General features: G+C 63.9%; 21 protein-coding genes and 1 pseudogene. 13 read left to right on the top strand and 9 right to left on the bottom strand.

The features are described from left to right. Positions 1 to 71 precede the first annotated feature (71 nt). Positions 72 to 1,583, bottom strand: coding sequence for a CYTH and CHAD domain-containing protein (locus tag NIBR502770_RS06375; protein ID WP_141181383.1), 1,512 nt, complete (start codon positions 1,581 to 1,583; stop codon positions 72 to 74). Positions 1,584 to 2,034: 451 nt separating this feature from the next. On the opposite strand from NIBR502770_RS06375, the gene NIBR502770_RS06380 reads away from it, so the two are divergent. After that, the gene (locus tag NIBR502770_RS06380) at positions 2,035 to 2,556 is read left to right on the top strand and encodes a hypothetical protein (protein ID WP_141181384.1); all 522 of its coding nucleotides are present in this window, start codon (positions 2,035 to 2,037) and stop codon (positions 2,554 to 2,556) included. 410 nt (positions 2,557 to 2,966) lie between these two features. On the opposite strand, the gene NIBR502770_RS06385 is transcribed toward NIBR502770_RS06380, so the two are convergent. Further along, entirely contained in the window at positions 2,967 to 3,194 is a 228-nt protein-coding gene (locus tag NIBR502770_RS06385; RefSeq protein ID WP_141181385.1) for a hypothetical protein, read from the bottom strand. Positions 3,195 to 3,350: 156 nt separating this feature from the next. Between NIBR502770_RS06385 and NIBR502770_RS06390 the strand changes: the two genes are divergently transcribed. The 4 genes from NIBR502770_RS06390 (at position 3,351) to NIBR502770_RS06400 (ending at position 4,697) form a co-directional block, all read left to right on the top strand. Next, positions 3,351 to 3,542, top strand: coding sequence for a three-helix bundle dimerization domain-containing protein (locus tag NIBR502770_RS06390; RefSeq protein WP_141181386.1), 192 nt, complete (start codon positions 3,351 to 3,353; stop codon positions 3,540 to 3,542). 417 nt (positions 3,543 to 3,959) lie between these two features. Then, positions 3,960 to 4,130, top strand: coding sequence for a hypothetical protein (locus NIBR502770_RS21155; protein WP_168223128.1), 171 nt, complete (start codon positions 3,960 to 3,962; stop codon positions 4,128 to 4,130). Between the two features lie 10 nt (positions 4,131 to 4,140). Beyond that, complete coding sequence (locus NIBR502770_RS06395) at positions 4,141 to 4,335, top strand: hypothetical protein (protein WP_141181387.1); 195 nt, start codon at positions 4,141 to 4,143, stop codon at positions 4,333 to 4,335. Between the two features lie 131 nt (positions 4,336 to 4,466). Next, on the top strand, positions 4,467 to 4,697 hold the full coding sequence (locus tag NIBR502770_RS06400) for a hypothetical protein (protein WP_141181388.1): 231 nt from the start codon (positions 4,467 to 4,469) through the stop codon (positions 4,695 to 4,697). Positions 4,698 to 5,622: 925 nt separating this feature from the next. Here the strand turns inward: NIBR502770_RS06400 and NIBR502770_RS06405 are convergent. Next, positions 5,623 to 6,027 carry a hypothetical protein gene (locus NIBR502770_RS06405; protein ID WP_141181389.1) on the bottom strand — a complete coding sequence of 135 codons (405 nt, stop codon included), beginning with the start codon at positions 6,025 to 6,027 and terminating at the stop codon, positions 5,623 to 5,625. Positions 6,028 to 6,292: 265 nt separating this feature from the next. Here NIBR502770_RS06405 and NIBR502770_RS21820 point away from each other — a divergent pair, with 265 nt between their 5' ends. From NIBR502770_RS21820 to NIBR502770_RS06420, 3 genes are all read left to right on the top strand, one after another. Beyond that, on the top strand, positions 6,293 to 6,433 hold the full coding sequence (locus NIBR502770_RS21820; RefSeq protein ID WP_371416499.1) for a helix-turn-helix domain-containing protein: 141 nt from the start codon (positions 6,293 to 6,295) through the stop codon (positions 6,431 to 6,433). 146 nt (positions 6,434 to 6,579) lie between these two features. Beyond that, positions 6,580 to 7,128 (top strand): hypothetical protein, encoded by a 549-nt coding sequence (locus tag NIBR502770_RS06415; RefSeq protein ID WP_141181390.1) that lies wholly within the window; start codon positions 6,580 to 6,582, stop codon positions 7,126 to 7,128. A gap of 64 nt (positions 7,129 to 7,192) precedes the next feature. Next, positions 7,193 to 7,510, top strand: coding sequence for a hypothetical protein (locus tag NIBR502770_RS06420; RefSeq protein WP_246857422.1), 318 nt, complete (start codon positions 7,193 to 7,195; stop codon positions 7,508 to 7,510). A gap of 34 nt (positions 7,511 to 7,544) precedes the next feature. On the opposite strand, the gene NIBR502770_RS06425 is transcribed toward NIBR502770_RS06420, so the two are convergent. Further along, positions 7,545 to 8,432: a DNA/RNA non-specific endonuclease gene (locus tag NIBR502770_RS06425; RefSeq protein ID WP_141181391.1), complete on the bottom strand. Its 888-nt coding sequence runs from the start codon at positions 8,430 to 8,432 to the stop codon at positions 7,545 to 7,547. Between the two features lie 103 nt (positions 8,433 to 8,535). On the opposite strand from NIBR502770_RS06425, the gene NIBR502770_RS06430 reads away from it, so the two are divergent. Both NIBR502770_RS06430 and NIBR502770_RS06435 read left to right on the top strand, forming a co-directional pair. Continuing rightward, positions 8,536 to 8,802 (top strand): hypothetical protein, encoded by a 267-nt coding sequence (locus tag NIBR502770_RS06430; RefSeq protein ID WP_210418923.1) that lies wholly within the window; start codon positions 8,536 to 8,538, stop codon positions 8,800 to 8,802. Between the two features lie 253 nt (positions 8,803 to 9,055). Continuing rightward, positions 9,056 to 9,754: pseudogene (locus NIBR502770_RS06435) on the top strand (alpha/beta fold hydrolase); the annotation flags it as partial. A 129-nt stretch (positions 9,755 to 9,883) separates the two neighbouring features. Here NIBR502770_RS06435 and NIBR502770_RS06440 read toward each other — a convergent pair. Both NIBR502770_RS06440 and NIBR502770_RS06445 read right to left on the bottom strand, forming a co-directional pair. Then, positions 9,884 to 10,552: a DUF4386 domain-containing protein gene (locus NIBR502770_RS06440; RefSeq protein WP_256371931.1), complete on the bottom strand. Its 669-nt coding sequence runs from the start codon at positions 10,550 to 10,552 to the stop codon at positions 9,884 to 9,886. A gap of 281 nt (positions 10,553 to 10,833) precedes the next feature. After that, positions 10,834 to 11,826, bottom strand: a complete 993-nt coding sequence (locus NIBR502770_RS06445; protein WP_141181395.1) for an IS481 family transposase — start codon at positions 11,824 to 11,826, stop codon at positions 10,834 to 10,836. A gap of 258 nt (positions 11,827 to 12,084) precedes the next feature. On the opposite strand from NIBR502770_RS06445, the gene NIBR502770_RS06450 reads away from it, so the two are divergent. Both NIBR502770_RS06450 and NIBR502770_RS06455 read left to right on the top strand, forming a co-directional pair. Continuing rightward, positions 12,085 to 12,945: an NAD(P)-dependent oxidoreductase gene (locus NIBR502770_RS06450; RefSeq protein WP_141181396.1), complete on the top strand. Its 861-nt coding sequence runs from the start codon at positions 12,085 to 12,087 to the stop codon at positions 12,943 to 12,945. Positions 12,946 to 13,279: 334 nt separating this feature from the next. Then, the gene (locus NIBR502770_RS06455) at positions 13,280 to 13,612 is read left to right on the top strand and encodes an STAS/SEC14 domain-containing protein (protein ID WP_141181397.1); all 333 of its coding nucleotides are present in this window, start codon (positions 13,280 to 13,282) and stop codon (positions 13,610 to 13,612) included. 75 nt (positions 13,613 to 13,687) lie between these two features. Here the strand turns inward: NIBR502770_RS06455 and NIBR502770_RS06460 are convergent, their stop codons facing one another. From NIBR502770_RS06460 to NIBR502770_RS06470, 3 genes are all read right to left on the bottom strand, one after another. After that, positions 13,688 to 13,861 (bottom strand): CsbD family protein, encoded by a 174-nt coding sequence (locus tag NIBR502770_RS06460; protein ID WP_134164429.1) that lies wholly within the window; start codon positions 13,859 to 13,861, stop codon positions 13,688 to 13,690. A gap of 122 nt (positions 13,862 to 13,983) precedes the next feature. Next, positions 13,984 to 15,066 (bottom strand): glycerophosphodiester phosphodiesterase family protein, encoded by a 1,083-nt coding sequence (locus NIBR502770_RS06465; RefSeq protein WP_141181398.1) that lies wholly within the window; start codon positions 15,064 to 15,066, stop codon positions 13,984 to 13,986. A 97-nt stretch (positions 15,067 to 15,163) separates the two neighbouring features. Further along, positions 15,164 to 16,852, bottom strand: a complete 1,689-nt coding sequence (locus tag NIBR502770_RS06470; protein WP_141181399.1) for a phospholipase C — start codon at positions 16,850 to 16,852, stop codon at positions 15,164 to 15,166. Between the two features lie 221 nt (positions 16,853 to 17,073). On the opposite strand from NIBR502770_RS06470, the gene NIBR502770_RS06475 reads away from it, so the two are divergent. Next, positions 17,074 to 19,974, top strand: coding sequence for an alkaline phosphatase family protein (locus NIBR502770_RS06475; RefSeq protein WP_246857424.1), 2,901 nt, complete (start codon positions 17,074 to 17,076; stop codon positions 19,972 to 19,974). The last annotated feature ends 356 nt before the right edge of the window (positions 19,975 to 20,330 follow it).

The following is a 20,330-nucleotide window of genomic DNA, read 5'->3' on the forward strand; positions in this document are numbered from 1 at the left end:
ATGGCCCATCTTGTAAGGGCCCGTCACCCACGTTTGGGTCACCTTGGTGGGTGCGGGATGTCGGGACGTGCTTAGACGCGGCGACCGCGGTCTTTCTTGCGGTGTGTGCGATATGCGGTTTCGGCGTTCGTTGCGGTCCGGGTTTCCTGCTCGATCAGGGTCTGGTAGACGCCGGCGGTTCCGGGCGCGATGTCCGGTGCCGCGGCTAGCCGGAGCAGGAAATCGCGGGCAACGATCGCGTCTTGGTGGTCGCCGAGGATGCTCTGGATCCGGTGGCTGGTCTTTTCCAGGGCGTGTGCCCGTTTCCCGTGGATGGTCAGGACGGACTCGGCGGCGTGACGCAGTCGTTTGGCGTCCTTGCGCACCCGGTGGAGGGCGGTGTCGTAGCCGGGAGTTTCCCTGGCCTTGGTAGCGGCCCGATGGGCCTTATCGAGTCGTTTGGCGACCTTGTTCACGAATCGTGCGCTGGCCTTACGGGCCTTCCTGGCGGCTTTGGCCTTGGCTGGCGGGGTGTTGCGGAAGTGTTCGAGGGCGTCCAGGAGCCGGTAGTACCGGTGTGATTCCAGGGTGGTGAGGGCGTGCTGGTAGCCGGCGTTGTAGGTGGTGTCGAGCTCGTGTTCCAGCTGTCCACGGGCGGGACCGGAGGCTTCCGCCGGGGCCAGGGTGTTCAGGTTCGCGAGGATCCTTCGGCGCATTACTTCGGCGTCCCGGGGCCGGCCCAGGATCCGGCCGAGCCATTGCAGTTCCCGTTCCAACCCGGCCACGGTCTCTTTATCGAACAGGGGGCGGTAGGTCCGCAGCACCGACCGGGTCCGGCGGGCGGCCGAACGCATCTGATGCACGGTGTCGGGGTCGCCACGTCGCACCCCGGGGTCCTGGGCGAGCAGGGCACTGATTTGTGCCCCTACGTAAGCGGTCACGACGTCACGGACCGGTCCTTTCTTCCGGGCCGGGCGGGTGCCGGTGGCCTTCGTTTCCGGCCAGGATCCGCCCAGGGCACGGGCGAGCTTGGACGCGTGGGCTGAGGGGACGGCTCCGGCAGCTTTCAGCGCTGGTTTCGCGGCGGAGAAGAATTTCGGTCCGGCGTGGACGAGCTCGATCTCCCATTCGCGCCACTGCGATTCCGGGCCCGTATCGCGCAGCGGGACGGCATGGACCACGTCGTCCGTGAAATCCGCGAGATGTTCACCGGCCGCCCCGTGCAGGGCGTAGGTGGTGCGCCGGGTGGAGAGCCGGGCAACGGGGGAGAGGTCGCGGCCGCGGGTGATGGCCGCGAGCCGGTCGAGCAGTTCCGCCGGGACATGGTCGGGCTGTCCGAGCGGACTGTGAATTTCGGTGCGGCTGTCCGGGCCGGCGGGCAGTTTTAGGTGCCATCCAGGGTCGACACCGCCCGTGCGCCGGCGCAACGTCATGCCCCGGGCCGCGAGCTCCAAGGTGCCGGTGTCGTAATAGACAGCCTCCAACGACCTCTCGGAGGCCGCCCCGGCCTCCTCAACACCGGGGATCGAGGTCAGCTCCGGTATCCCGGGGCCGGGACCTGGATCGTACTTGCGCTCCGTTTCGGTGCTGTCCCCCGCTGTCATGCCCGGCCTCCCGACCCGGCCTTGGGTACAGGCTGTGATGGATGAATGTTGGCCACTGTACGCCTCCATAGTCTTGGCGCGGGCAACAACGGACCCCGCAGCGCGCCTTCTGCGCCGGCCGTGCACCGATTCTAGGGCCAGGCCCACGGGGCGACCAGTGCCGAAACTCCCGGAACCCGGGGCCACCGCCGGGGTGATCATCGGGTGGTCGACCCGCCCGGGAATCGGTCTATTCGATAGCGAAATCTCGTGCCCGTAGGGTTGAACTCGAAAGCCTGTCGGTCCCCCCACCGGCGGGCTTTCCTCGCCACCAGCTGCTGGTTGCTCTTCCAGGCGGGCGCGTCCGGGGCGTCGAAGTTTTTCCTCTGCACTGACCCGGCCGGGGCCCGTAGTCAGCGGCTACTCTTGGGTACCAAGGACGTCGGCCCGTGATCAGGACAGTGGGGTGGGGATGGATAATGCTCAACAGCTATGGCGGACCGACGCCGCCACCCTGCGTGACTACATCGTTGATGCCACAGCGGCGCGGGCGAGAATCCCCGTGTGCCCGGATCCCGAGAAATTATGGCTGATGACGCTGCTCGGTCAGGAGGAACAGGCACTGGAGGAAGGGCTGGCCCTGCTGAGGAGCTCGGCAGAGCCGTTGGAGTTGCTTCTTGTTCTGGCCGGTATCCTGCAACGACGCTACCTGTGGGGTGACGCCGCCCGGCTCCACGAACAGGCCCTTCGTCTTGCCGGGACCCCGGTCCGGGAAGCGAGGGTCCGGCATCAGATTGGTCTGCGGTTGTTTGACGAAGCCCTCTACCGTGATGCGGCGGCGGAGTTTCAATGGGCCAGTGACCTCTATCGGGTCAGGGGCAAAACGGAACTCGCCGCGGCCTCGGATGCTGCCATGCACCGGGCCTGGCAGCTCGCCGCCGCCCAGCTGGACTACTTCCGGTCCCCGGGATCCAGCCCGAACCCCGGGCCCTGATCCCGGACCATCGGAGCGTTATGCACACCGGAGGTCACTGATCGCTTACTGTTCACCTGGAATTCGTTGTCTGACGACGGGGTTCTGCACGACGATAATGCGACGGTGTCTGCGCCGCACTACAGGGATGGGAACTCGCATCCCCAGCGTTCGGGGCAGGTGCCAAGAAAGGCGGGACTGGCTCCCGGTCTCAGCCAATGGGGGAGCCGGTCCCGCTGAAACCATCCGGACCACCGGATCGCAGCGGGGCCCAGCCGCAGAGGGGCAGTAACTGATACCGCAGCGGTACGCGGGCCGTGATGATCGTGGACCGGGATCCACGGTCCTGGATGCCCGATGGCCCGTCCAGGGGCTGATTCCCGCGCCAAATGGGCTTTTCGTAGTCCGCGCGGGTCAACGTGTGGTACCGGCTAGAGGTGAGTGATGTCGAACTCGGTCAGGTCCAGGAGTCGTTGGGGCCCGCCCGGGCGGTCGGTGATCCAGAACAGTTCGTGTCCGGGAGCGATCCGGATGACCTGCCCTCGATGGGCTATGGCACCGCCATATGCCGCCTCGATATGATCCCCGCAGGTGAGGTCTGCAGTGGAGCGCACGGCGCGCCCTTTGGGGGTTGCGGGCGGGAATTCCGTGGTTTTCATGCGTCCAGCATGCCGCGGAAAGGTTGCAGCCCGGTATCCGCAGCATTAATGGGCCGATAGGGGGAGCAGCCCTTTGCGTTCGAGGGAATCTGCAGCATGGCGGGCGTCAGAATTGCAGTCTTGCAACATCTCTCGATCGGAGCTGACAATCCTTGAATGGGAGTCAATGAAGAATTGCGGGCACTCAGCCATGTGGTGGACCGGCTCGTCGATAAGTATCCGGCTGTCCCGCGGGAGCATATCGAGGACATCGTGCAGCAGGAGCACCGATTGTTGGATGCAGGCAGGGTACGGGACTACGTGCCGATTCTGGTTGAGCATGCGGCAAAAGACAGGCTGAACCGCTGACGGCGCCGGCACTTATCGGCGAGTGAAAAATTGTCCCCGGGAACCCATGCCATTCAACGGCGGGGTTCTACCCCTGCCGGGTCGGACGGCCGTTGTCCGGGGCGAGAGGAGCCACCAACGGTGAGAATGCGCCGCGCATTTGCAGGGCGTGCGTTCGGAAACGTCCGCGGAAAAACCATCTTCGAGACACCTGCAGATAACCCTGCCCCGAGACCATAGGTCTTGGGGGTGCCCTTCGGACCTGAAAGGACGAACCATGATCGATGAACCTGGTGTTATCGACTCGTGCCACGACCTACTGCTCCAACCGGACAAAAATCGTTCGAGAGGGTCCGCCCCCGCTGATGCTGGCGATGAAGAGTCCGGACGACTCCTCATCCAGCAGCAACCGCGGCGAAGGAAACGGAGGCCGGCTGTATGACACACGACGCCGCCGGGAAGGACCTGCCGGAGCGCTACGGCCTGCTCCGTCCCGGCGTGATCCTCACCGCCCGCGCGCTCTTCAAGGGCTGGGCGATCACCACAAGCCTATGGTTGATGGGCCTGTATGCCGTCCTGGCTGTGACCACGCAGGGGTTCTGGTTTTAACCTGGGCCTGATGGTGCTGGTGTACGGGTACGGCGTCTCCTTCGTCATCGGCGTGCCCTTGGGCTGGATCCTTGGACGCCTGCTCCGGCCCGTCCGGAACCAGTGGACCCACCTGGGCGCGTTCTTCATCGTCCCAACGCTCTGCTTTTGCGCATTGGGGTCCCTGATTGGGTTTTGCTGGACACCGGAGGCTCTGGGGCTCTGAACTACCGTCGGACTGGCCGCCGCCGCCGGGCGTCTGGCCGTCTGGAAAGACGTCGTGGTCCGGTGAGCATCTGGGAGCACCTGAGCATTGCTGTCCGCCCTGGCCGCAACTCATGTGTAACACTTCATGGCATGGACGATCCCAGAAGCCGTATCCTGCCGCTCCTGCGTCAAGGTGAAAGGCTTCTGTGGGTCGGTCAGCCGGATCCGCGGGTCCGCTTTACCGGCGCGGATGCCTTACTGGTGCCGTTCAGTATTCTCTGGGGTGGGTTCGCAGCGTTTTGGGAGTTCATGGTTGTGACCACGGCTAAGGAGCCCTTTTTCATGCTGTGGGGCATCCCCTTCGTACTGGTGGGCCTCTAATTCATCTTCGGTAGGTTCATCTATAAGAAGCGGCGGAAGCTGCGCACGGTGTACGGCCTTACCGATCGCCGGGCGATCGTCTGCACGGGAAACAATTCCGTATCTGATTCGCCCGTCAACGGCATGCCTACCAGGTCGATCGGTCCAAGGACGGCCGGCATGTGAGCGTCACTTTCGGGTCTCAGGGCATGGCCGGGGCGTTCGGCATGGGGATGTACCAGAACACTGGGATGGACTTTTTCAGCCTAGGCATGGGGCAAGCCATGGCCTTTTTTGACGTCCCGGACTCTGATGGGCTGCTCCGTGCCTTGGATCAAAGCAACAGTTGGCTAGGAGCCAAAGGCTGGCGGGCGCCCTCCGATCTTGGCGCGGGCTTACGGTAACCGCACTCTTTCGCCAGGATGCGTGAGACCGGGGGCGCGCGTGCAGCACGAAGATGACGGGGACAAGAGAAGTTCGCTGGTGGGTCGCGTGGTTGCGTTCTGCCTTGTCTACCCGGAATTAATTGCATTCGTGGTGATACTTATCTTGGCCGTCGCTGGCCTCGCCTTTATCGAGTGACCAGGGCTCCCCCTGCCACCGTCCCGACGCCTTGCTGGCCGGCTTTCGAGGACTTCCTCATCCAATGCAGTCCGAATGTTACTGACCGGCGTCGACCTCTGCAGCCGGTGCCCAGCACGTAAGGTGCAAGCTTGTCAGAGGGATCGTCGTCGGCCATTGCCGCCTTTCCGTCGTCCGAGTGCCAAGAACTGACGGACTGGCACGACCAGAGAGACGGTGAACGCGGTCCCGACTATCGCAGACAGCCACCCGATGGGATTCTTGTCGTTCAGCACTTGCACCGGGAACTGGAATTCAAGGATGGGGGCGAGCACGATGAGCTGCGTTGACAGCGCTTTTCTTAGCTGAACTGCAGCCGCACGTTTCACTGACAGGTGTTCCGGCTGAGCGTGACTTGTCCCAGGATTTCCCGTCGAATGGCCTTTTGCTCATCGGCGTTAAGGGACATCGTGACATTCATCCTGCCCATGTTCACTGCGGAAGCAATGACCTTCGCGTTGTATGTGATGCCCGCGCCGATTGCAACAATCCCAGCCAGCATAGTCCCAGCGAACAGGTACGTATGGACGTTGGCCCACTCGCCCTGGAACAGCTGCATTCCGAGCGCAGCCCCGACAATGAACAGCAGCACGACAGCGGCGGGCAAGTACAAGCTGAAATAGGTCGTAAGGGCTTTGCCGAGACCCTTGTCGGCGACTCCCTGAGCGCGCCGTTCCGCCCTGGCCCAGCGATCCTCGGACTCAGCCAGCAAGTCGTCCAGCCCACGCATCCGTCCCCCCTTGTTCGGGCTGCGCCCCAAAAGCAGACGCTATTCGGGGGAAAGCTGTGTGGCAATCGTCTTGATCAAAGCCTGGGGATGTGGATCGGCTGCCTTTGATGGGTCGAAGTGCCTACTTCTACGGGGGAGGGGCCACGGGAGATGGAAGATGTTGGTCAGGATCCAGCCGGCACCGCTGAAGAGGAAGAACTTGATTATCCGCGCCGGCCCGAGTGAGTTGGCCGTGGGGTGGAACTGCCACACATAGGATGGCCGGGTGACTGACGAACCCAGAGCGCCCCGCTTCCTGACGCCCACCCAGGTCGCCGAGGAGCTGAACGTGAAGCCGAACCAGGTCCACGCGCTGATCAAAGCCGGTGGCCTGCGCGCTCTTCAGGTTGGTGGCCGCGGCATGTAGCGCATAGGGCGGCAGGACCTTGAGGACTACATCGCCGAAGCGTACCGGCGCACAGCCGAACGTATTGCCGCCGGCGAGCTGGAGGACGCCGGGTCGGACGCCGAGGAGGCGTAGCGGAAGCACGGGGTCGACCCTAGACTCTCGCCATGAGGAAGTGGTGGCTTGATCTGCCTCCAGGGCTGCGGGTGGCGATCATCGCTGTCGTCGCCTTTGCCTTCTACACAGGTGGCGCCTTGATCTTCGGAGAGAAGTTCATCAGCGCCCTGTTCAGTGGAATGTTCTACGCGCTTATTTTGGCCGGAGGGACCTACTTCGCCCAGAAGCGCTTCCGTAGGACCGCGGCAAGGCTCGAAGAGCATGGCCAGTCGCTGATGTTCCTGCGATACCCGAATGTCCTGCCGGGTTCCTTGAGCGGCGTCTGGCAGATGGGTGTGGCCACGCCCTCGCCAAGCCGGATCGACTTCCAGCCGGCCGTCTACGACCAACTCATTCCCAGCGGCCGCAGCAGGGCTCTCACCGGCCTCGGGACCACCGGACTGCCGCCACGGACAGCCGGCCGCTACGACAAGAAGCAGGCCGTGCCGTTCGACTTCGAGGTCATCACCTTGGACTCCGACGGGGGAGTCATCGAGATCGCCGCGAGCCCTGCGACGGTCAAGAAGATCCTGGAAGCCGTCGGGCCGGCATCTTCATAGGCTCCGGGAGCAAGATCCGGTCAAGCCCCTTGCTCGGAGGCTTGGGTGGTGATTCAGTTCAGCCATGGCAGCAACTCCGACAGGACCGAGGGGAGAAGAACAACCCCTGTCCGCCGCGAAGCAGGCTGCTACGCGTCGGCTCCGCAGGCTGAACTATTTCTCACTGCCCGCACTGGCCGTTGCACTGGTCCTCACCTTCATCCCGAATCCGCCGTTGCCGCTACTGATCGCCAAACTGGCACTCATGGCCATCCTGGTCGTGGTCCTCGGGTTCGTGTCGATCCGATTCTCGCTCTGGCAGCGCGACGAATACTGGCGCGAGCGGGGCAGGGACCCCAAGCACCCGGAACGCTTCCCGGGGGACCCGCCGGCTGCGAAGTAGCGGCAGGCCCAGAAACCTTCTACCGGCATGACCCTTACCCGCCCAGGTCGAAGTCCAGGTCCAGGTCCTCGGGGGAGTGCAGCTGCCGCCATGTCGAGGTTACCCGGGCGCTGGGCAGCTCGGAAGCGATCGGCATCCGGTCCACAGCCACCAGCTGGCCAAGGTCCAGCCCGGTGAGAGCGGCGATGTCACGGATGGGCACTTGGAATGTCCGGAATGGACCAAGCGGCGGAGCCTCGTCTGTGACGGCGGCCCTGGGCACTTCCGGCAGGTCAGCCAGCTCGGGTGTCTGGTCCACGACGTAGCCGGTTGCCGCCAGCTTCCCGCCCTGAACGAACACTGCGACCTTGAAGAACTTCAGTGGAATGTCCACGCCGCGGTATAGGGGGTCTTGGCGGCCGAAGACGGGCCCGGTGAAGACAACGATTCGCCGGCTGTTGTCGGCGGCGTTCTCCTGCAGGTAGGACTCCAGTCCCAGCCAGAGCTCGATGCCCTGGTTGAACTTCGCCGCCTGCGGGGCCGCGTTCGTGTAGTGGAACGTGTCCTCGTTTGCCTGCTCGGCTTCGGCGCGGGTATCGCCCCACACGGCGGACGCGCGGCGGACCAGGTGCCCGCGGTCAATGTCGTTGCCCACATACACCCGTTCCCCGGTCTGCTGGTCTTCCGGCAGGCGGGGATCGAGGCGCCACGGGATCCCGGCCCGCGCGAGGTCCATCAGCTTCTTCCCGTCCATCGCCAGAGCGGTGACCGCGGCAAGGCGCTTGTCCGGACGCATCACGACCGAGAAGTGGGTGTAGTGCAGCAGCACGGTTTTCACACCGGCCAGTGTCGGAATCGGGACAGGGACGCCCAGGAATCCGGGGTTGTAGCCTGCCCGGCCGGCCAAGTCCCTGGCAGCAGCGGCCAAGAACTGGTCTGTCATCAGCTCATCCATGACCGGACACTACCAGCCGCACATGACGGCGGGATGAAGTTTCGGCTACCACGGCGCAACATCTGGCAGGGGCTCCTCCTTGGTGCTTATAGTGCTCTCTTGCCCAATTTCAGGAGAGGACTTCTTCGTCCATCGCCACCAGGACACCATCATCGAGGAAGACCACCTCGACGTGTGGAAACCAATCCCGCGCCCAGAGAAGGACGCCACGATCCAGATCGACCAGGCAGACGGGGTGACGGCCGCCTTGTCATACCGGGCCGAGCACGCCCCGGCCCTGGCCCGCGCGATCCTCGAAGCAGTGGGCCTGGACCCCCGGATGGTGTTCGCTGGCGATCTGGCGGAGCTGGACCCGTAGTCCTGCTAGATCCTTTATCCGCCTTGCCGGCGGCTGTTCGCCCTCATCCCTTTGACCGTCCTCGCCGCCACACGGGAGGGACGTCGCTGAGATGGGTCTCCTTGACCGTTCCGGAGGGTAGGGAACCATTGAGGCCGCCCGAGGCATTGTCATGTCCGCCGTCCGGAGGCAAGCGATGCTCCCTAGCTAAAGCGTCTCAAAGCCCTCAGCAGCTTCCCGCTTTCTCTTTGCAGAGGAAGTCGCTTGGTTTGGTGGGTGGTGCTGGGACAAACTGGCACCCCAACTCCGTGCCTATGGACATCAGGTTTACACGCCAACGCTAACGGGCCTGTCGGAGCGTGCCCATCTGGCTAGTCCGGATGTCGGGCTGCTGACCCATGTGGAGGACGTCACGGCTGTCGTGCTTTTCGATGACCTGCGCGACGTGGTGCTCGTAGGCTGCAGTTCCTCCGGTACCGTCATTACCGCCGTGGCTGCTCGGATACCTGATCGTGTTGTCTCGCTCGTCTACTTGGACGCCTTCGTACCGTCCGACGGCCAGTGCACCCGAGACCTGCTATCGCCCGAGCGGCGGCCGACCCTCGACTCGCTTGTGGAGACCGAAGGCGGCGGCTGGCTCCTCCCACGGTTTGCCCCACCTCCTTGGCTGACAATCGTGCGCGAGATGTGGGAAATCACCAATGAGGCTGACATCAAATGGGTTCTGCCTCGGCTGCGGCCTACCCCGTATCGTCACTTCACCGATCCCTTATCCCTTGCCGGCACCGACCTCAGTGCCATTGATCGGCTCTACGTTCGGTGCCCGCGCCAGCCGGCGCCTTTCGACACTTTCGCCGAGGCTGCGCGTTCGAGCAGGGTGTGGAGATATGCCGAGCTCGACGCCCCACACCTGCCCTACGTGACTCATCCCGATCTGGTCACTGACGTGCTCCTGGATACGGCGTCAAGCTAAACGGCAACCCGGTGCTGTTCCTGGACACCCGGCCGGTGGACGATCCCTTCTGCCACGATCTGCTGGGGCCTGATGACCCGGCCGGCTTCTTTACGCTGCCGGAGTGAAAGCCGTAAGGGCTAGTGGTGGTCAGCGGGTCGTAGGCCTTGAACCCAGTCCGGTGAGGACAGCTGCCGGCTTGAATCCCTTGAAGGTCAGGTAGAGACCCAATGACAGTTCCCAGAGGAAGATGGGAAGCGTCGCAACCGCCGACAGCACGGAAACCTGGTCGTTGATTCCGAACATGGTCGTTATTGCCGAGATGAGCAGTAGCGGGGCGCCGATGAGACCCATCACCGGAATGAGGCGCGGTACGAGTTCTGAGCGGAGCAGCAGGTAGCCCAGCAGCAGAGCATTGATGGCCGGGACCATCCCGGGTCCTATGAGGAACGTCCAGTCCCGCACGTCCACGAGTGCCCGGGCGGCGGCGATCAGGGAGCTGTGGTCCGTTCCGGAAGTTCCTGTCTGCCTCAAGGTCACCACCGTCAGGAGGCTGACGACGCCGATGGCGATAACGGCGGCTTCGAACATGCGCGAGGTGACCAAGCCCAGCGCGAGGCTCTCATTTTGCCGCCTAACCACTGGGAACAGGGCCACTGCGGTGCCCACGCAGGCTGCGGCGTTGACCAGGTCGAGCAGGCAGCCCCAGACCACCCTGGTGTCATTGCCGGTGCTGGTGACGTAGTTGGGGTCGCTCAGCGCCGGTCCCAGAAGGAAGACGGCGGGAATAGAGCTGGCGAATGTCACGAGGTAAAACACACCGGCCGCAAGCGCTGCTCTTCTTGCTGAATCCAACGGTCCCCCATCTGAGTTTTCCTGTCATTCAAGCGAATGGCCACAGCCTAGCCGCCCCCAACTGAGCGCAGACAGGGGCCTGTGGACGGTTGACCTACCTCGCCGGTCCAGGCAACGGTTCCAGGATGACTTCCGCGACCAGCAACGCACCTCTCAAAAGGAGTGGGCAGAAGAGTACGGCCAGGGTATGCCGTGGACCCCTGACGGGGCCGCCTTCACCGTGACTTGAAGTAGGTTCGGCTGTCCTAGGTGTACTGCCCAGGCAGGTTGGTTAAGCGGCTGATGGGCGGGTGGCCTCCGATTGCGGTGTGGGGCCTGTGGTGATTGTAGTGGTGCAGCCATGCCGGGAGGGCGTTTCTGCGGGCTGATTCCGTGGCGTAGAAGCGCTTGAAGGCCCACCCGTCGGCAAGGGTTCTGTGGAAGCGTTCGATCTTGCCGTTGGTCTGCGGGCGATATGGCCGGGTCTTCTTTGCCCTGATCCCCAGTTCTTGGCAGGTGTCCCGCCAGAGATGTGATTTGTAGGCCGCCCCGTTGTCAGAGAGAACCCGTTCCACGATGACGCCGCGGGCAGCGAACCAGGACACAGCCCTTTGCAGGACTGCTACTGCGGTGGCCGCTGTTTCATCGCCATGGATCTCCGCGTAGGCGACCCGTGAATTGTCGTCAATGACCGTGTGTACGTAGGCGGTCCCGATCAGCGGGCTACGGTGTCTGCTGCGCGGCTTTGACGGAGTCGCAGCACGGTTCTGCTTGCCTTGCTGCCGCCCGACGTAGCGCCAGCCGCCGCCGTCGGGGATGTTGCCGAGCTTCTTCACATCCACATGGATCATCGCTCCGGGAGTCACGTGCTCATAGCGGCGGATGACTTCTCCGGTGCGCTTGTCCACGTGATGCAGGCGGTTCAGCCGGCACCGGACCAGGACCGCGTGCACGGTCGAGGCCGGCATGGCCAGCTTCGCCCCGATCGCGACCGGTCCCAGCCGTTGCTTCCAGCGCCGGCGCACAACTTTGCGCACCAGCTGCTGCGGCGTCCGGTTGGCCACCCGGTACGGGCGGGAGGACCTATCAGCCATACCGGCCTCACCCATCGCGGCGTAACGGGCCGCCCACCGTTTCGCGGTCGGCCAGGAGCAGTTGAACTGCTCGGCAGCCCGGGATACCGGCCAGCCGTGGTCAACGACCAGACGCGCGACGCGCAAACGTTGGCGCGGAGTCAAAGCGGCATTAGCGTGGGACATGAGGACCTCCTGGTCGCTGCAGCGGTTGTCTAAGCAACTCCACTGTGCAACCGGAGGTCCTCACCTTTGGCTCAACGACTCCAGCGAGTCATCACATTCACCGAACCAACGTCCCTGGGCAGTACAACTAGGACCAGGAGGGCCACGCGTAGGGAGGGCACGCGGTCTAGGTTTAGTAAGGAGCGGGCAGATCGTCCGCTATAAAGCCCTGCGGCCATGACCTTATAGGCGGCGGACAAAACACTTTGGAGGAGTTCAATGAGGATTGCAGTGACGGGTGGAAGTGGGAAGTTGGGCAGGCATGTAGTGCAGCGCCTCAAGGATGAAGGACACTGGGTTCTGAATCTTGACCGCCTTGGGGATCGGAGCCCCGAACTGGTTGTGGTGGACCTGCGGGACTATGGGCAGGTGTTGGATGCGCTCCTCGGTGTGGACCGCCGGCACACAGGCTTCGATGCCGTCGTCCATCTCGGCGCGGTCCCCGCTCCGGGTCTCATGGCGGACGCAGCAACGTTTGAGAACAACATGCTCTCCACGTACAACGTGTTTCAGGCCGCCCGGCGCGCCGGGATCAAGAAAGTGGTGTATGCCTCCAGTGAGACGGTGCTGGGCACGCCGTTCGACGTCGACCCGCCCTATATCCCGGTGGACGAGGAGTACCCGGCCCGGCCGGAAACGACGTATTCGCTCGTGAAACGCCTGGAAGAGCAGATGGCTGTCGAGATGGCACGCCGGGATCCGGAGCTGAGCATCGTCGGGCTGCGGTTTTCGAACGTGATGGACCCGGAAGACTACGACGCCTTCCCCTCCTTCGATGCCGACGCCATGCTGCGCAAATGGAACCTTTGGGCCTACATTGACGGCCGTGATGGCGCGCAGGCAGTACTCCGGGCCCTGGAAAACGGCAAGCCGGGGTTCGAGGCCTTCATCATCGCCAACGCCGACACTGTCATGAGCCGCTCCAGCGCCAGCCTCGCAGCGGAGGTCTACCCCAACGTCAAGGTGACCAAGGACTTGGGCGAACACGAGACCATGCTCTCGATCGACAAGGCCCGCGGGCTCCTGGGCTTCGAACCGGAACACACCTGGCGCACCAGCCAATCCACGACCAACAACTGACGAAAAGGTAGCCGCCCCGGCCTCTAGAAAAGGTGGCACGACCCTGTCAGGGCGGTGCGTCTGGAACTCCGTCGCCGAATGAACTCCAACGAACGTCACCAACCTGTGCCGTGCGTCACAGTTCGACCTAGCTGCGTCTTTCTCATAGCATGTCGGAGAGCCTGGAGCAGACGGGCACAAGGAGCGCAGCCCTATGTCATCCAACGCGGGTTGCCGGTCTGAATAAGGGGTCATGGCATCTCGGAAGTGGACTGACGCCCGCATGGTCGTGGGCATTGAGCCGCCGGAAGACTAGTCCGCCCCTCGGGTCACGATTACCCGTATTGGGGCGGACATGCTGCGGCTGGTTCTCCAGCCTCAGTCGCGGATCACCCAGGCCGACGGAGCTTGGACGAAAACGCGACTGCTGGCGCTCACCAAGGGCAGGCCCGTAGCAGTTCTCCTGGAAATCACGGGCGTCGAGTCCGTTAGCAGGGAAGCCATCGAGTTCTACAGCGAGGCAGCCACTGTCTCAGCGTTCGCGCTTCTCGGTCGCTCAGCGGTAGACAGAATGATCGCTCACAGCCTCCGAGGGCTCGCCTGGCCCGGCTGCCCTGTTCAGTATTTCGAGGCCGAGCAGCAAGCTCTGACCTGGCTTGAGGAGTACGCCAAAGGTGCGACGGACTGACCGTCAGAACTCGCAACTTCGGGGCACGAAAAAGGCGCGCCCCGTTCGCTGAGCGCGCCCTTCCCGTGATGCCTGTCAGTGCTTGAAGGCGTCCTTGACCTTTTCTCCGGCCTGCTTCAGATCGCCCTTGGCCTGGTCTGCCTGGCCTTCGGTCCGCAGGCTTTCGTCGCCTGTTGCGGCGCCGGCCGTCTCTTTGGCCTTGCCGCCTGCCTTCTCGGCAGCGTTGTCAATCTTGTCGCCCAGTCCCATGGTGTTTCCTCCTCTGGTTGGCAGCCGTTCGCATTCGGCTGTATCCATAGTAAGCAGGCTTAGGATCTGGTTGGCAAGTCTGCCGAGCAGAAGCTTTGGGCCTCGAAGCGCTGTCGGCCAGGCTACTTGGCTGCCGACATGCCCGGTTCCAGGGTGTACTGCTTGGGCAGCTTCAGGGACCGTTCGGCCATTGCGTCGCGCAGCATGTTGGGGTAGTCGGTGATGACGCCGTCGACGCCGTCGTCCATGAGCTTGTGCATGGTCGGCTTGTCGTCGACGGTCCAGGGGATGACCTGCATGCCCTTGGCGTGGGCGCGGGTCACCATGTCCGCGTTCACGTAGGGGACGTAGCCTGGGTCGGTGACGGTGCCGTTCTGGGGCGTGCCGTGGACGGGGGAGATGGCGTCAAAGCCGAGGCTGCCGGCGGCGTCCACGAGGTCCCCTCCGAAGTCATCGGCGTCAATGCCGCCGAGCCATGGCGACTTGCCCGGCTGGCCAGCCTGCAGGAAGTCCTTATTGGTCAGTGCCACCGTGCGGATGCCGGGCTGGCGTTCCTTCACGAGGCGCAGGGAGCCCCAGTCGAAGCTTTCGATGGAGACGCGCTCTGCCATGTGGGCCTTGTTGATTTCGCGCAGCGCGACGTCGACGAACTGTTCGCGCGGGGCGGTCTGCTCCGGGGCGCCGGCCTCGACCTTGGTTTCGATGTTGAACTTGACCTGGCTGGCCCGGTAACGGTTGGCGAGGTCGAAGACCTCTGCCAGGGTCGGCATCTTGGCTCCGGGGGAGGCTTGCTGGCCGGGGAACTGGGGCAGCGTCTGGGAGCCGCAATCCAGGCTGCGGACCTGGTCGAAGGTGAGGTCCTTGATGTACTTGCCCACATAGGGGAAAGACGGGTCGCCGGGGGTGACGGGGGCGGTGTCCCTGCATTTCCGGCCATCGATCTTCCGGTCGTGGGTGATGACTTCGCGGCCGTCCTTGGTGATCTGCAGGTCCATCTCCAAGGTGGACACGCCGGTCTCGATGCCCTTGGCGAAGGAGGCCAGTGTCGATTCGACGGTCAGACCGATGCCGCCGCGGTGTGCCTGCAGGTCAAAGTGATTGTCGGTGCCGTTAGGGTTCGTGTCCGCGGCGTGGGCCGGGAGGGATGTTCCCAGGGCAAGGCCGGCGGTGATGGCGGCCGCGGTCAGCAGCTTGGTGTACTTCATGGGTTCTCCATAGGTGTTGGGGTGGTGCGGGGCCGGTTTGGGCGCCGGCCCCGCGTAGGGGTCCCTGCCGCTGCCCCGGGGAGGGCAGAAGCTAGGCTCAGCGGCCGTTGTGGGTGATGGTGGCGACGGCGCCGGTCTGTTCGTTGAGCAGGACCTTGTCGTTACGTTCGTGGTGGAAGTTGAACATGCCGTTCATGGACCCAGCTGCCGCGTCAGCCGAGGCGTCGCCGATTTGGGCGGTGTGCCAGTTGTCTTCGATGAAGCGCAGGATGGATGCCTGGTCGGTCTCGTTGTGGTCCACGAAGTTTTTCTTCGCGTACGGGGAGATGACGACCAGCGGCTGTCGCGGGCCGGGGCCGCAGCGGTCGGCGTAGCCCCGGGCCACCGGAACACCGGCTGCAGCTGCGTTCTGGCACCAAGCGGCGTCGTCGGGGCTGTTGGAGGCGTTCTTCACCTTCGCGGCGACGTGGTCGTACCAGCCATCGGAATCGTCGTAGGCGAGGACAATGGCGGTGTCCTCCCAGTTCTTCGACTGCTGGATCTCGTTGACCGTCTTGGTGACGAAGTTCTGCTCATCGACCGGGTCGGAGTAGGCGGCGTGGCCGTCCTGGAAGTTGGACGCTTTCAGGAAGGACACCGCGGGCATGTTGTCGCTGTTGACCACCTTGTTGAAGTCGGTCAGGTCGTACTGGTGGTTGGCCTGGCCGTTGTGCCCGATTTCCGCGTCGTTCGCCGGGGCCAGGTGGTGCGGGTTGGCGGTGGAGACGTAGTACTGGAACGGCTGGTGGTGCGGGTTGTAGTCCGAGCTGGAGACTCCTGCCACGTTGTTGTGGGTGCTCTTGCAGGTGGCCGGGGTGGTGCTGGTAGCCGGGGTGGTGGGGGCGAAGCCGCCCTGGAACCAGCCCCAGGACACGCCCTGGTCATTGAGGAGATCGCCGATGTTCTTCCCGGTCATGCCGGCAAGGTTGTTGGCCTTGGCGTGGCTGTTGTTGGAGCAGTCGTCGTAGACCGGGTCCGGGTCATTGATCATGGTGCCAACGCCGTTGGCGTCGGGGACGCGGACCGTGTAGTCGCTGGTGGCGGGCTTCACTGGTTGCCCGGTGGCGGTGAATTCCTGGACACCGTGGGTCTGTCCGGACACCAGATTCAGCGCGCCCGGGGTCGACGGGCCGAAGACGGTGCTGAAGTGGTTGTCGCTCATGGCATAGTTCTGGGCGTAGTTCCAGATCCCGGTGACGGTGTTGCCGTCGTAATAGTCCATCGTCAGCCCCGGGCGCCCGTACTGGTTGGGCGCGCATGCATCCTTGCTGGTGAACTCAACGAACTTGTCCATCAGCCCGCCGTTGTAGGCCTTCTGTTCGGCCGTGTACTCGTGGTCCTGGTCGCAGGTGACGGCCTGCATCGGCGACAGGCGTGCCGGCTGGACAGAGTTGGGGTTGTTCGGTGCCAGCAGGCCCGCGTTGGCCAGGGTGTTGATGTCCTTGGGCGTGTCCTCAGATGGTTTGAACGCGGCAGCTGCGGCGCCGGTGCCCTGCTGGGTCTCGCCGGGGGTGTTGGCAGCATTGGGGTAGGTGGCGAAGTAGTGGTCAAAGGAGACGTTCTCCTGGAAAAGCACCACCACATGCTTGATCGGTGTTGCCGTTCCCGCTGCGTTTTCGGCGGCGGTCGCGGTGTCGGTGCCGACACCGAACAAGCCTGACGTCAGTGCCGACGCTGCGAGGACGGCCACGCCGGTAGCCGCGGCGCCTTTACGGGTGAATCTGCGTTGAGCCTGGAGATGAGGCATGAGGGATCCAGTCTTTAGTGGCTGAAGGGGGTGGCTGTGAAGCGCCCTCCAATTGTTACTAATCGGTAGTTACTCCCCGGCGACTGCTTCGTGAACACGAGGTGACGTCCGGTCCACGGCCTTCGGGAGCAGACCCACGGCACGGGTTGGGCGATAAACCGTTGCCTGAAGTAACCAAAACGGCCACGTGGATTTAATCCACGACCCGTAGGTTCGCTTCCGTGAAAAGACCCACAGAGTCCGCCAGTACATCCACCACTGAGCAAGAACCGAACGCCTCCAGCCTGCGAAAGCTGTCCGCCTTCGTACGTGGCCGCAAGCCGCTCGCGATCGTTGCAGCCAGCTGCACGCTGGCCGTTCTGGGCGGCGCAGGCATCGCGGCCGCCTCCACCATCCCGTTCGGCAAGCAGCAGGTCGGCTCCGAGGACGACAGGGGGGAGCAGGTCTCCTCGAACCAGGAGATCAAGCCCATCGGTGACCGCCTGATGACGCCCTTCGGGAAGATTATGGGCTCTACCGTCAGCCCGGACGGCCGCTACCTCGTCGGGACGAGCGCCGACCGCTCGGTTGACCTGCAGGTGTTCGACCTCACGACCTATAAGCCGGTGGCTGCCGCCGGCACCCAAGCCGCGACCGCATTTGCCACCGCGGCGTCCAACGCCGGGTACGCGAACATGGCATACCAGCACATCACGGACGGTTCGGTCGGCCAGGATGGGCCGGTTTTCTCGCCCGACGGCAAGTTCCTCTATGAACCTGTCGCGACCGGGATTGTCCGCTATCCGTTCAATGCGGACGGCTCGCTCGGCGCCGGTACGAAGATCAGCATCCCCACCGCCGATGACAAGCAGGCTCTGACGGCCGGCATGGCGTTTTCCCCAGACGGCTCGACGCTCTACGCCGCCGTGAACGGACAGAACACCGTTGTCGCGATCGACCCCGTCGCCGGCACGATCAAGCAGACCTTCGGCACCGGGATCGCCCCTCGGCAGCTGAAATTCGTCGGCGCCCGGCTCTACGTCTCCAACGAAGGCGGCCGCCCGGCCCTCCCGGGGGAACCGACCATGAACTCCTACGGCACGGACATCCCGGCGGACACCAACCTCGGCACCACCACGACCGGTACGCTCAGCGTCATCGACACGGCCAACGCCGCCGCGCCGGTTGCCTCGATCGACGTGCAGCTGCATCCGACGGCGATGTTCCTGGATGGCGCCGCGCTGTACGTGGCGAACACCAACAGTGACACCGTTTCCGTCGTGGACACGAACGGCAACAAGGTCCTCCAGACCATCGCCACCCAGCCTTGGGCCTCCTCCCAGGTCGGCTACGAGCCCACCGCGATCACCATGCAGGGCGACCACCTGCTGATCTCGCTCGGCCGGGCCAACGCCATCGCGGTCTACAAGGTCAACAACGAAGACCCGAAGGACCCGGCCAGCTACATCGGCCTCCTGCCCACGGACTACTACCCGGGCAACGTCACCGCGGTCAACGGCCAGATCGTGGTCACCAACATCCGTGGCATCGACGCGCGCGGCCCCGAGGTGACCATCAACGAAGGCCCGAACACCACGGCTGCCACCGGGCACGGCACACACTCCACCACGGCATCCCTCACCAAATTCACCCTGCCCAGCGATGAAGAAATCCAGAAGAACACCGAAACGGTCTTCGAGCAAAACGGTTGGGACGGCAGCTCGGTCAAGGAAGCGACAGCTGCTGAGGCCGCCAAGATCCCGGCAGTCGCCGTGCCGAAGCGGATCGGCGAGCCGTCCACGATCAAACATGTCTTCCTGATCGTCAAGGAAAACCGCACCTACGACCAGGTTTACGGCGACATGAAGCAGGGCAACGGCGATGCAGCGCTTGCACAATTCGGCGCGAAGATCACGCCCAACCAGCACGCGCTGGCAAGCCAGTTCGGCCTCTACGACAACACCTACGACATCGGCACCAACTCTGCCGAGGGCCACAACTGGATGATGCAGGGCGACGACCCCGCCTACACCGAGACCAGCGCCGGTGAGTACAAACGCTCCTACGACACCGAAGACGACGTCCTGGGCCACCAGCGCTCCGGCTTCCTCTGGACCGCCATCAAGGACGCAGGCAAAACCGCCAGGAACTACGGCGAGTTCGACTCCGAGGAAGGCAAGCCCGCAGGCGCGACCTGGCAGCAGTACTACTGTGCAGCAACCAGCACCATGGCCGGCGGCGACCCCGCCCAGCTCTTCACCCCGGCACTGCAGATGCACGCCAGCTCGGCCATCCCGTCCCTGAACGAGATCACGGACCCGAACGCGGCACCCTTCGACACCTCGGTGCCGGACATCTACCGCTATGCAACCTGGAAGCAGGACTTCGAGAAGAACGGCCCGAAGAACTTCCAGATGACCTGGCTCTCCAGCGACCACACCGGCGGGACCGCCGACCCCGAAGCCCAGGTCGCCGACAACGACCTCGCCGTGGGCAAGATCGTGGACGAGATCTCGCACTCGGAGTACTGGAAGGACTCCGCGATCTTCATCGCCGAGGACGACAGCCAGAACGGCACCGACCACGTTGACGGCCACCGCGCCCCGGTTCAGGTCATCAGCCCCTATGCCGTGCACGGCAAGACCGTCAGCACCTTCTACTCCCAGATCAACATGGTACGGACCATCGAGCAGATTCTGGGGGCCCAGCCGCTGAACCAGAAGGTCGCGGCCGCCACGCCGATGTTCGACGCCTTCACCAACAAGGCCGACCTGACATCGTACGCTGCGGTCCCGAACCAGGTGCCTCTCACCGAAGGCGTCAAGACAGTACCGGCCTGCGGGCCCGACACCCTGGGCCAGACCGGAGCCGCTGCCGCCGCGGTCAATGACGCCGCAGCCAAGGCCGCCGCCGTCCCGGCCCCGATGAAGGACACCGCCGAAAAGTGGGACGACTGGTCCGCGAAGCAGCACCTGACAGGTAACGGTGCGAAGGAAGACTACGCGGACCCCAACCTGTTCAACCGCTGGACCTGGTACCAGGCCCACAACTGGGCAACCCCGTACCCCGGGGATGAGAAGATCTACGGCCCCGACGACGTCCCGGGCATCCCTGCCGGATCCACGAACCACGAGGACGACTGACACTAACCGGCCCAGGTCCCCAGCCCGAGAGGGTTGAGAAAAGTTAATGGGGCTGGACGCAAAACCGTCCAGCCCCATTAAGATTTCGTCACGTAGACGTTTGACTTGTCCCGGGGAGCAGAAACGGTAGCTGACTTCGTGGCCGGCGTCAGAATAGTGCGAAATCCAGTTTCATTGACAGTGGCTCATGATGTTCCCAGATCCCACCCTGACGGTCGAAGGCCAAGAAATAGGGCTGGGGAGGCTTGGAATAGTCGAATAGGGCAGTGAATCTGGACTTGCGAGCTTGCATGGTGGCTATGTCACATGTTGTGGCTGGATCGCCGCGTCGGAGAACAAGGGGAAGCTCCGGCTGC

Origin of the sequence: Pseudarthrobacter sp. NIBRBAC000502770 (genome assembly GCF_006517815.1) — a bacterium.
Lineage (GTDB): Bacteria > Actinomycetota > Actinomycetes > Actinomycetales > Micrococcaceae > Arthrobacter > Arthrobacter niigatensis.

What these genes read in the sequence shown, in the direction of transcription:
- NIBR502770_RS06380 (WP_141181384.1), top strand. Translation starts at nt 2,035, where the DNA reads ATGGATAATGCTCAACAGCTATGGCGGACCGACGCCGCCACCCTGCGT.
- NIBR502770_RS06375 (WP_141181383.1), bottom strand. Translation starts at nt 1,583, where the DNA reads ATGACAGCGGGGGACAGCACCGAAACGGAGCGCAAGTACGATCCAGGT.
- NIBR502770_RS06450 (WP_141181396.1), top strand. Translation starts at nt 12,085, where the DNA reads ATGAGGATTGCAGTGACGGGTGGAAGTGGGAAGTTGGGCAGGCATGTA.
- NIBR502770_RS06455 (WP_141181397.1), top strand. Translation starts at nt 13,280, where the DNA reads ATGCTGCGGCTGGTTCTCCAGCCTCAGTCGCGGATCACCCAGGCCGAC.
- NIBR502770_RS06390 (WP_141181386.1), top strand. Translation starts at nt 3,351, where the DNA reads ATGGGAGTCAATGAAGAATTGCGGGCACTCAGCCATGTGGTGGACCGG.
- NIBR502770_RS06420 (WP_246857422.1), top strand. Translation starts at nt 7,193, where the DNA reads ATGGCAGCAACTCCGACAGGACCGAGGGGAGAAGAACAACCCCTGTCC.
- NIBR502770_RS06395 (WP_141181387.1), top strand. Translation starts at nt 4,141, where the DNA reads ATGGTGCTGGTGTACGGGTACGGCGTCTCCTTCGTCATCGGCGTGCCC.
- NIBR502770_RS06405 (WP_141181389.1), bottom strand. Translation starts at nt 6,027, where the DNA reads ATGCGTGGGCTGGACGACTTGCTGGCTGAGTCCGAGGATCGCTGGGCC.
- NIBR502770_RS06470 (WP_141181399.1), bottom strand. Translation starts at nt 16,852, where the DNA reads ATGCCTCATCTCCAGGCTCAACGCAGATTCACCCGTAAAGGCGCCGCG.
- NIBR502770_RS06415 (WP_141181390.1), top strand. Translation starts at nt 6,580, where the DNA reads ATGAGGAAGTGGTGGCTTGATCTGCCTCCAGGGCTGCGGGTGGCGATC.
- NIBR502770_RS06385 (WP_141181385.1), bottom strand. Translation starts at nt 3,194, where the DNA reads ATGAAAACCACGGAATTCCCGCCCGCAACCCCCAAAGGGCGCGCCGTG.
- NIBR502770_RS21155 (WP_168223128.1), top strand. Translation starts at nt 3,960, where the DNA reads ATGACACACGACGCCGCCGGGAAGGACCTGCCGGAGCGCTACGGCCTG.
- NIBR502770_RS06465 (WP_141181398.1), bottom strand. Translation starts at nt 15,066, where the DNA reads ATGAAGTACACCAAGCTGCTGACCGCGGCCGCCATCACCGCCGGCCTT.
- NIBR502770_RS06460 (WP_134164429.1), bottom strand. Translation starts at nt 13,861, where the DNA reads ATGGGACTGGGCGACAAGATTGACAACGCTGCCGAGAAGGCAGGCGGC.
- NIBR502770_RS06400 (WP_141181388.1), top strand. Translation starts at nt 4,467, where the DNA reads ATGGACGATCCCAGAAGCCGTATCCTGCCGCTCCTGCGTCAAGGTGAA.
- NIBR502770_RS06425 (WP_141181391.1), bottom strand. Translation starts at nt 8,432, where the DNA reads ATGACAGACCAGTTCTTGGCCGCTGCTGCCAGGGACTTGGCCGGCCGG.
- NIBR502770_RS06445 (WP_141181395.1), bottom strand. Translation starts at nt 11,826, where the DNA reads ATGTCCCACGCTAATGCCGCTTTGACTCCGCGCCAACGTTTGCGCGTC.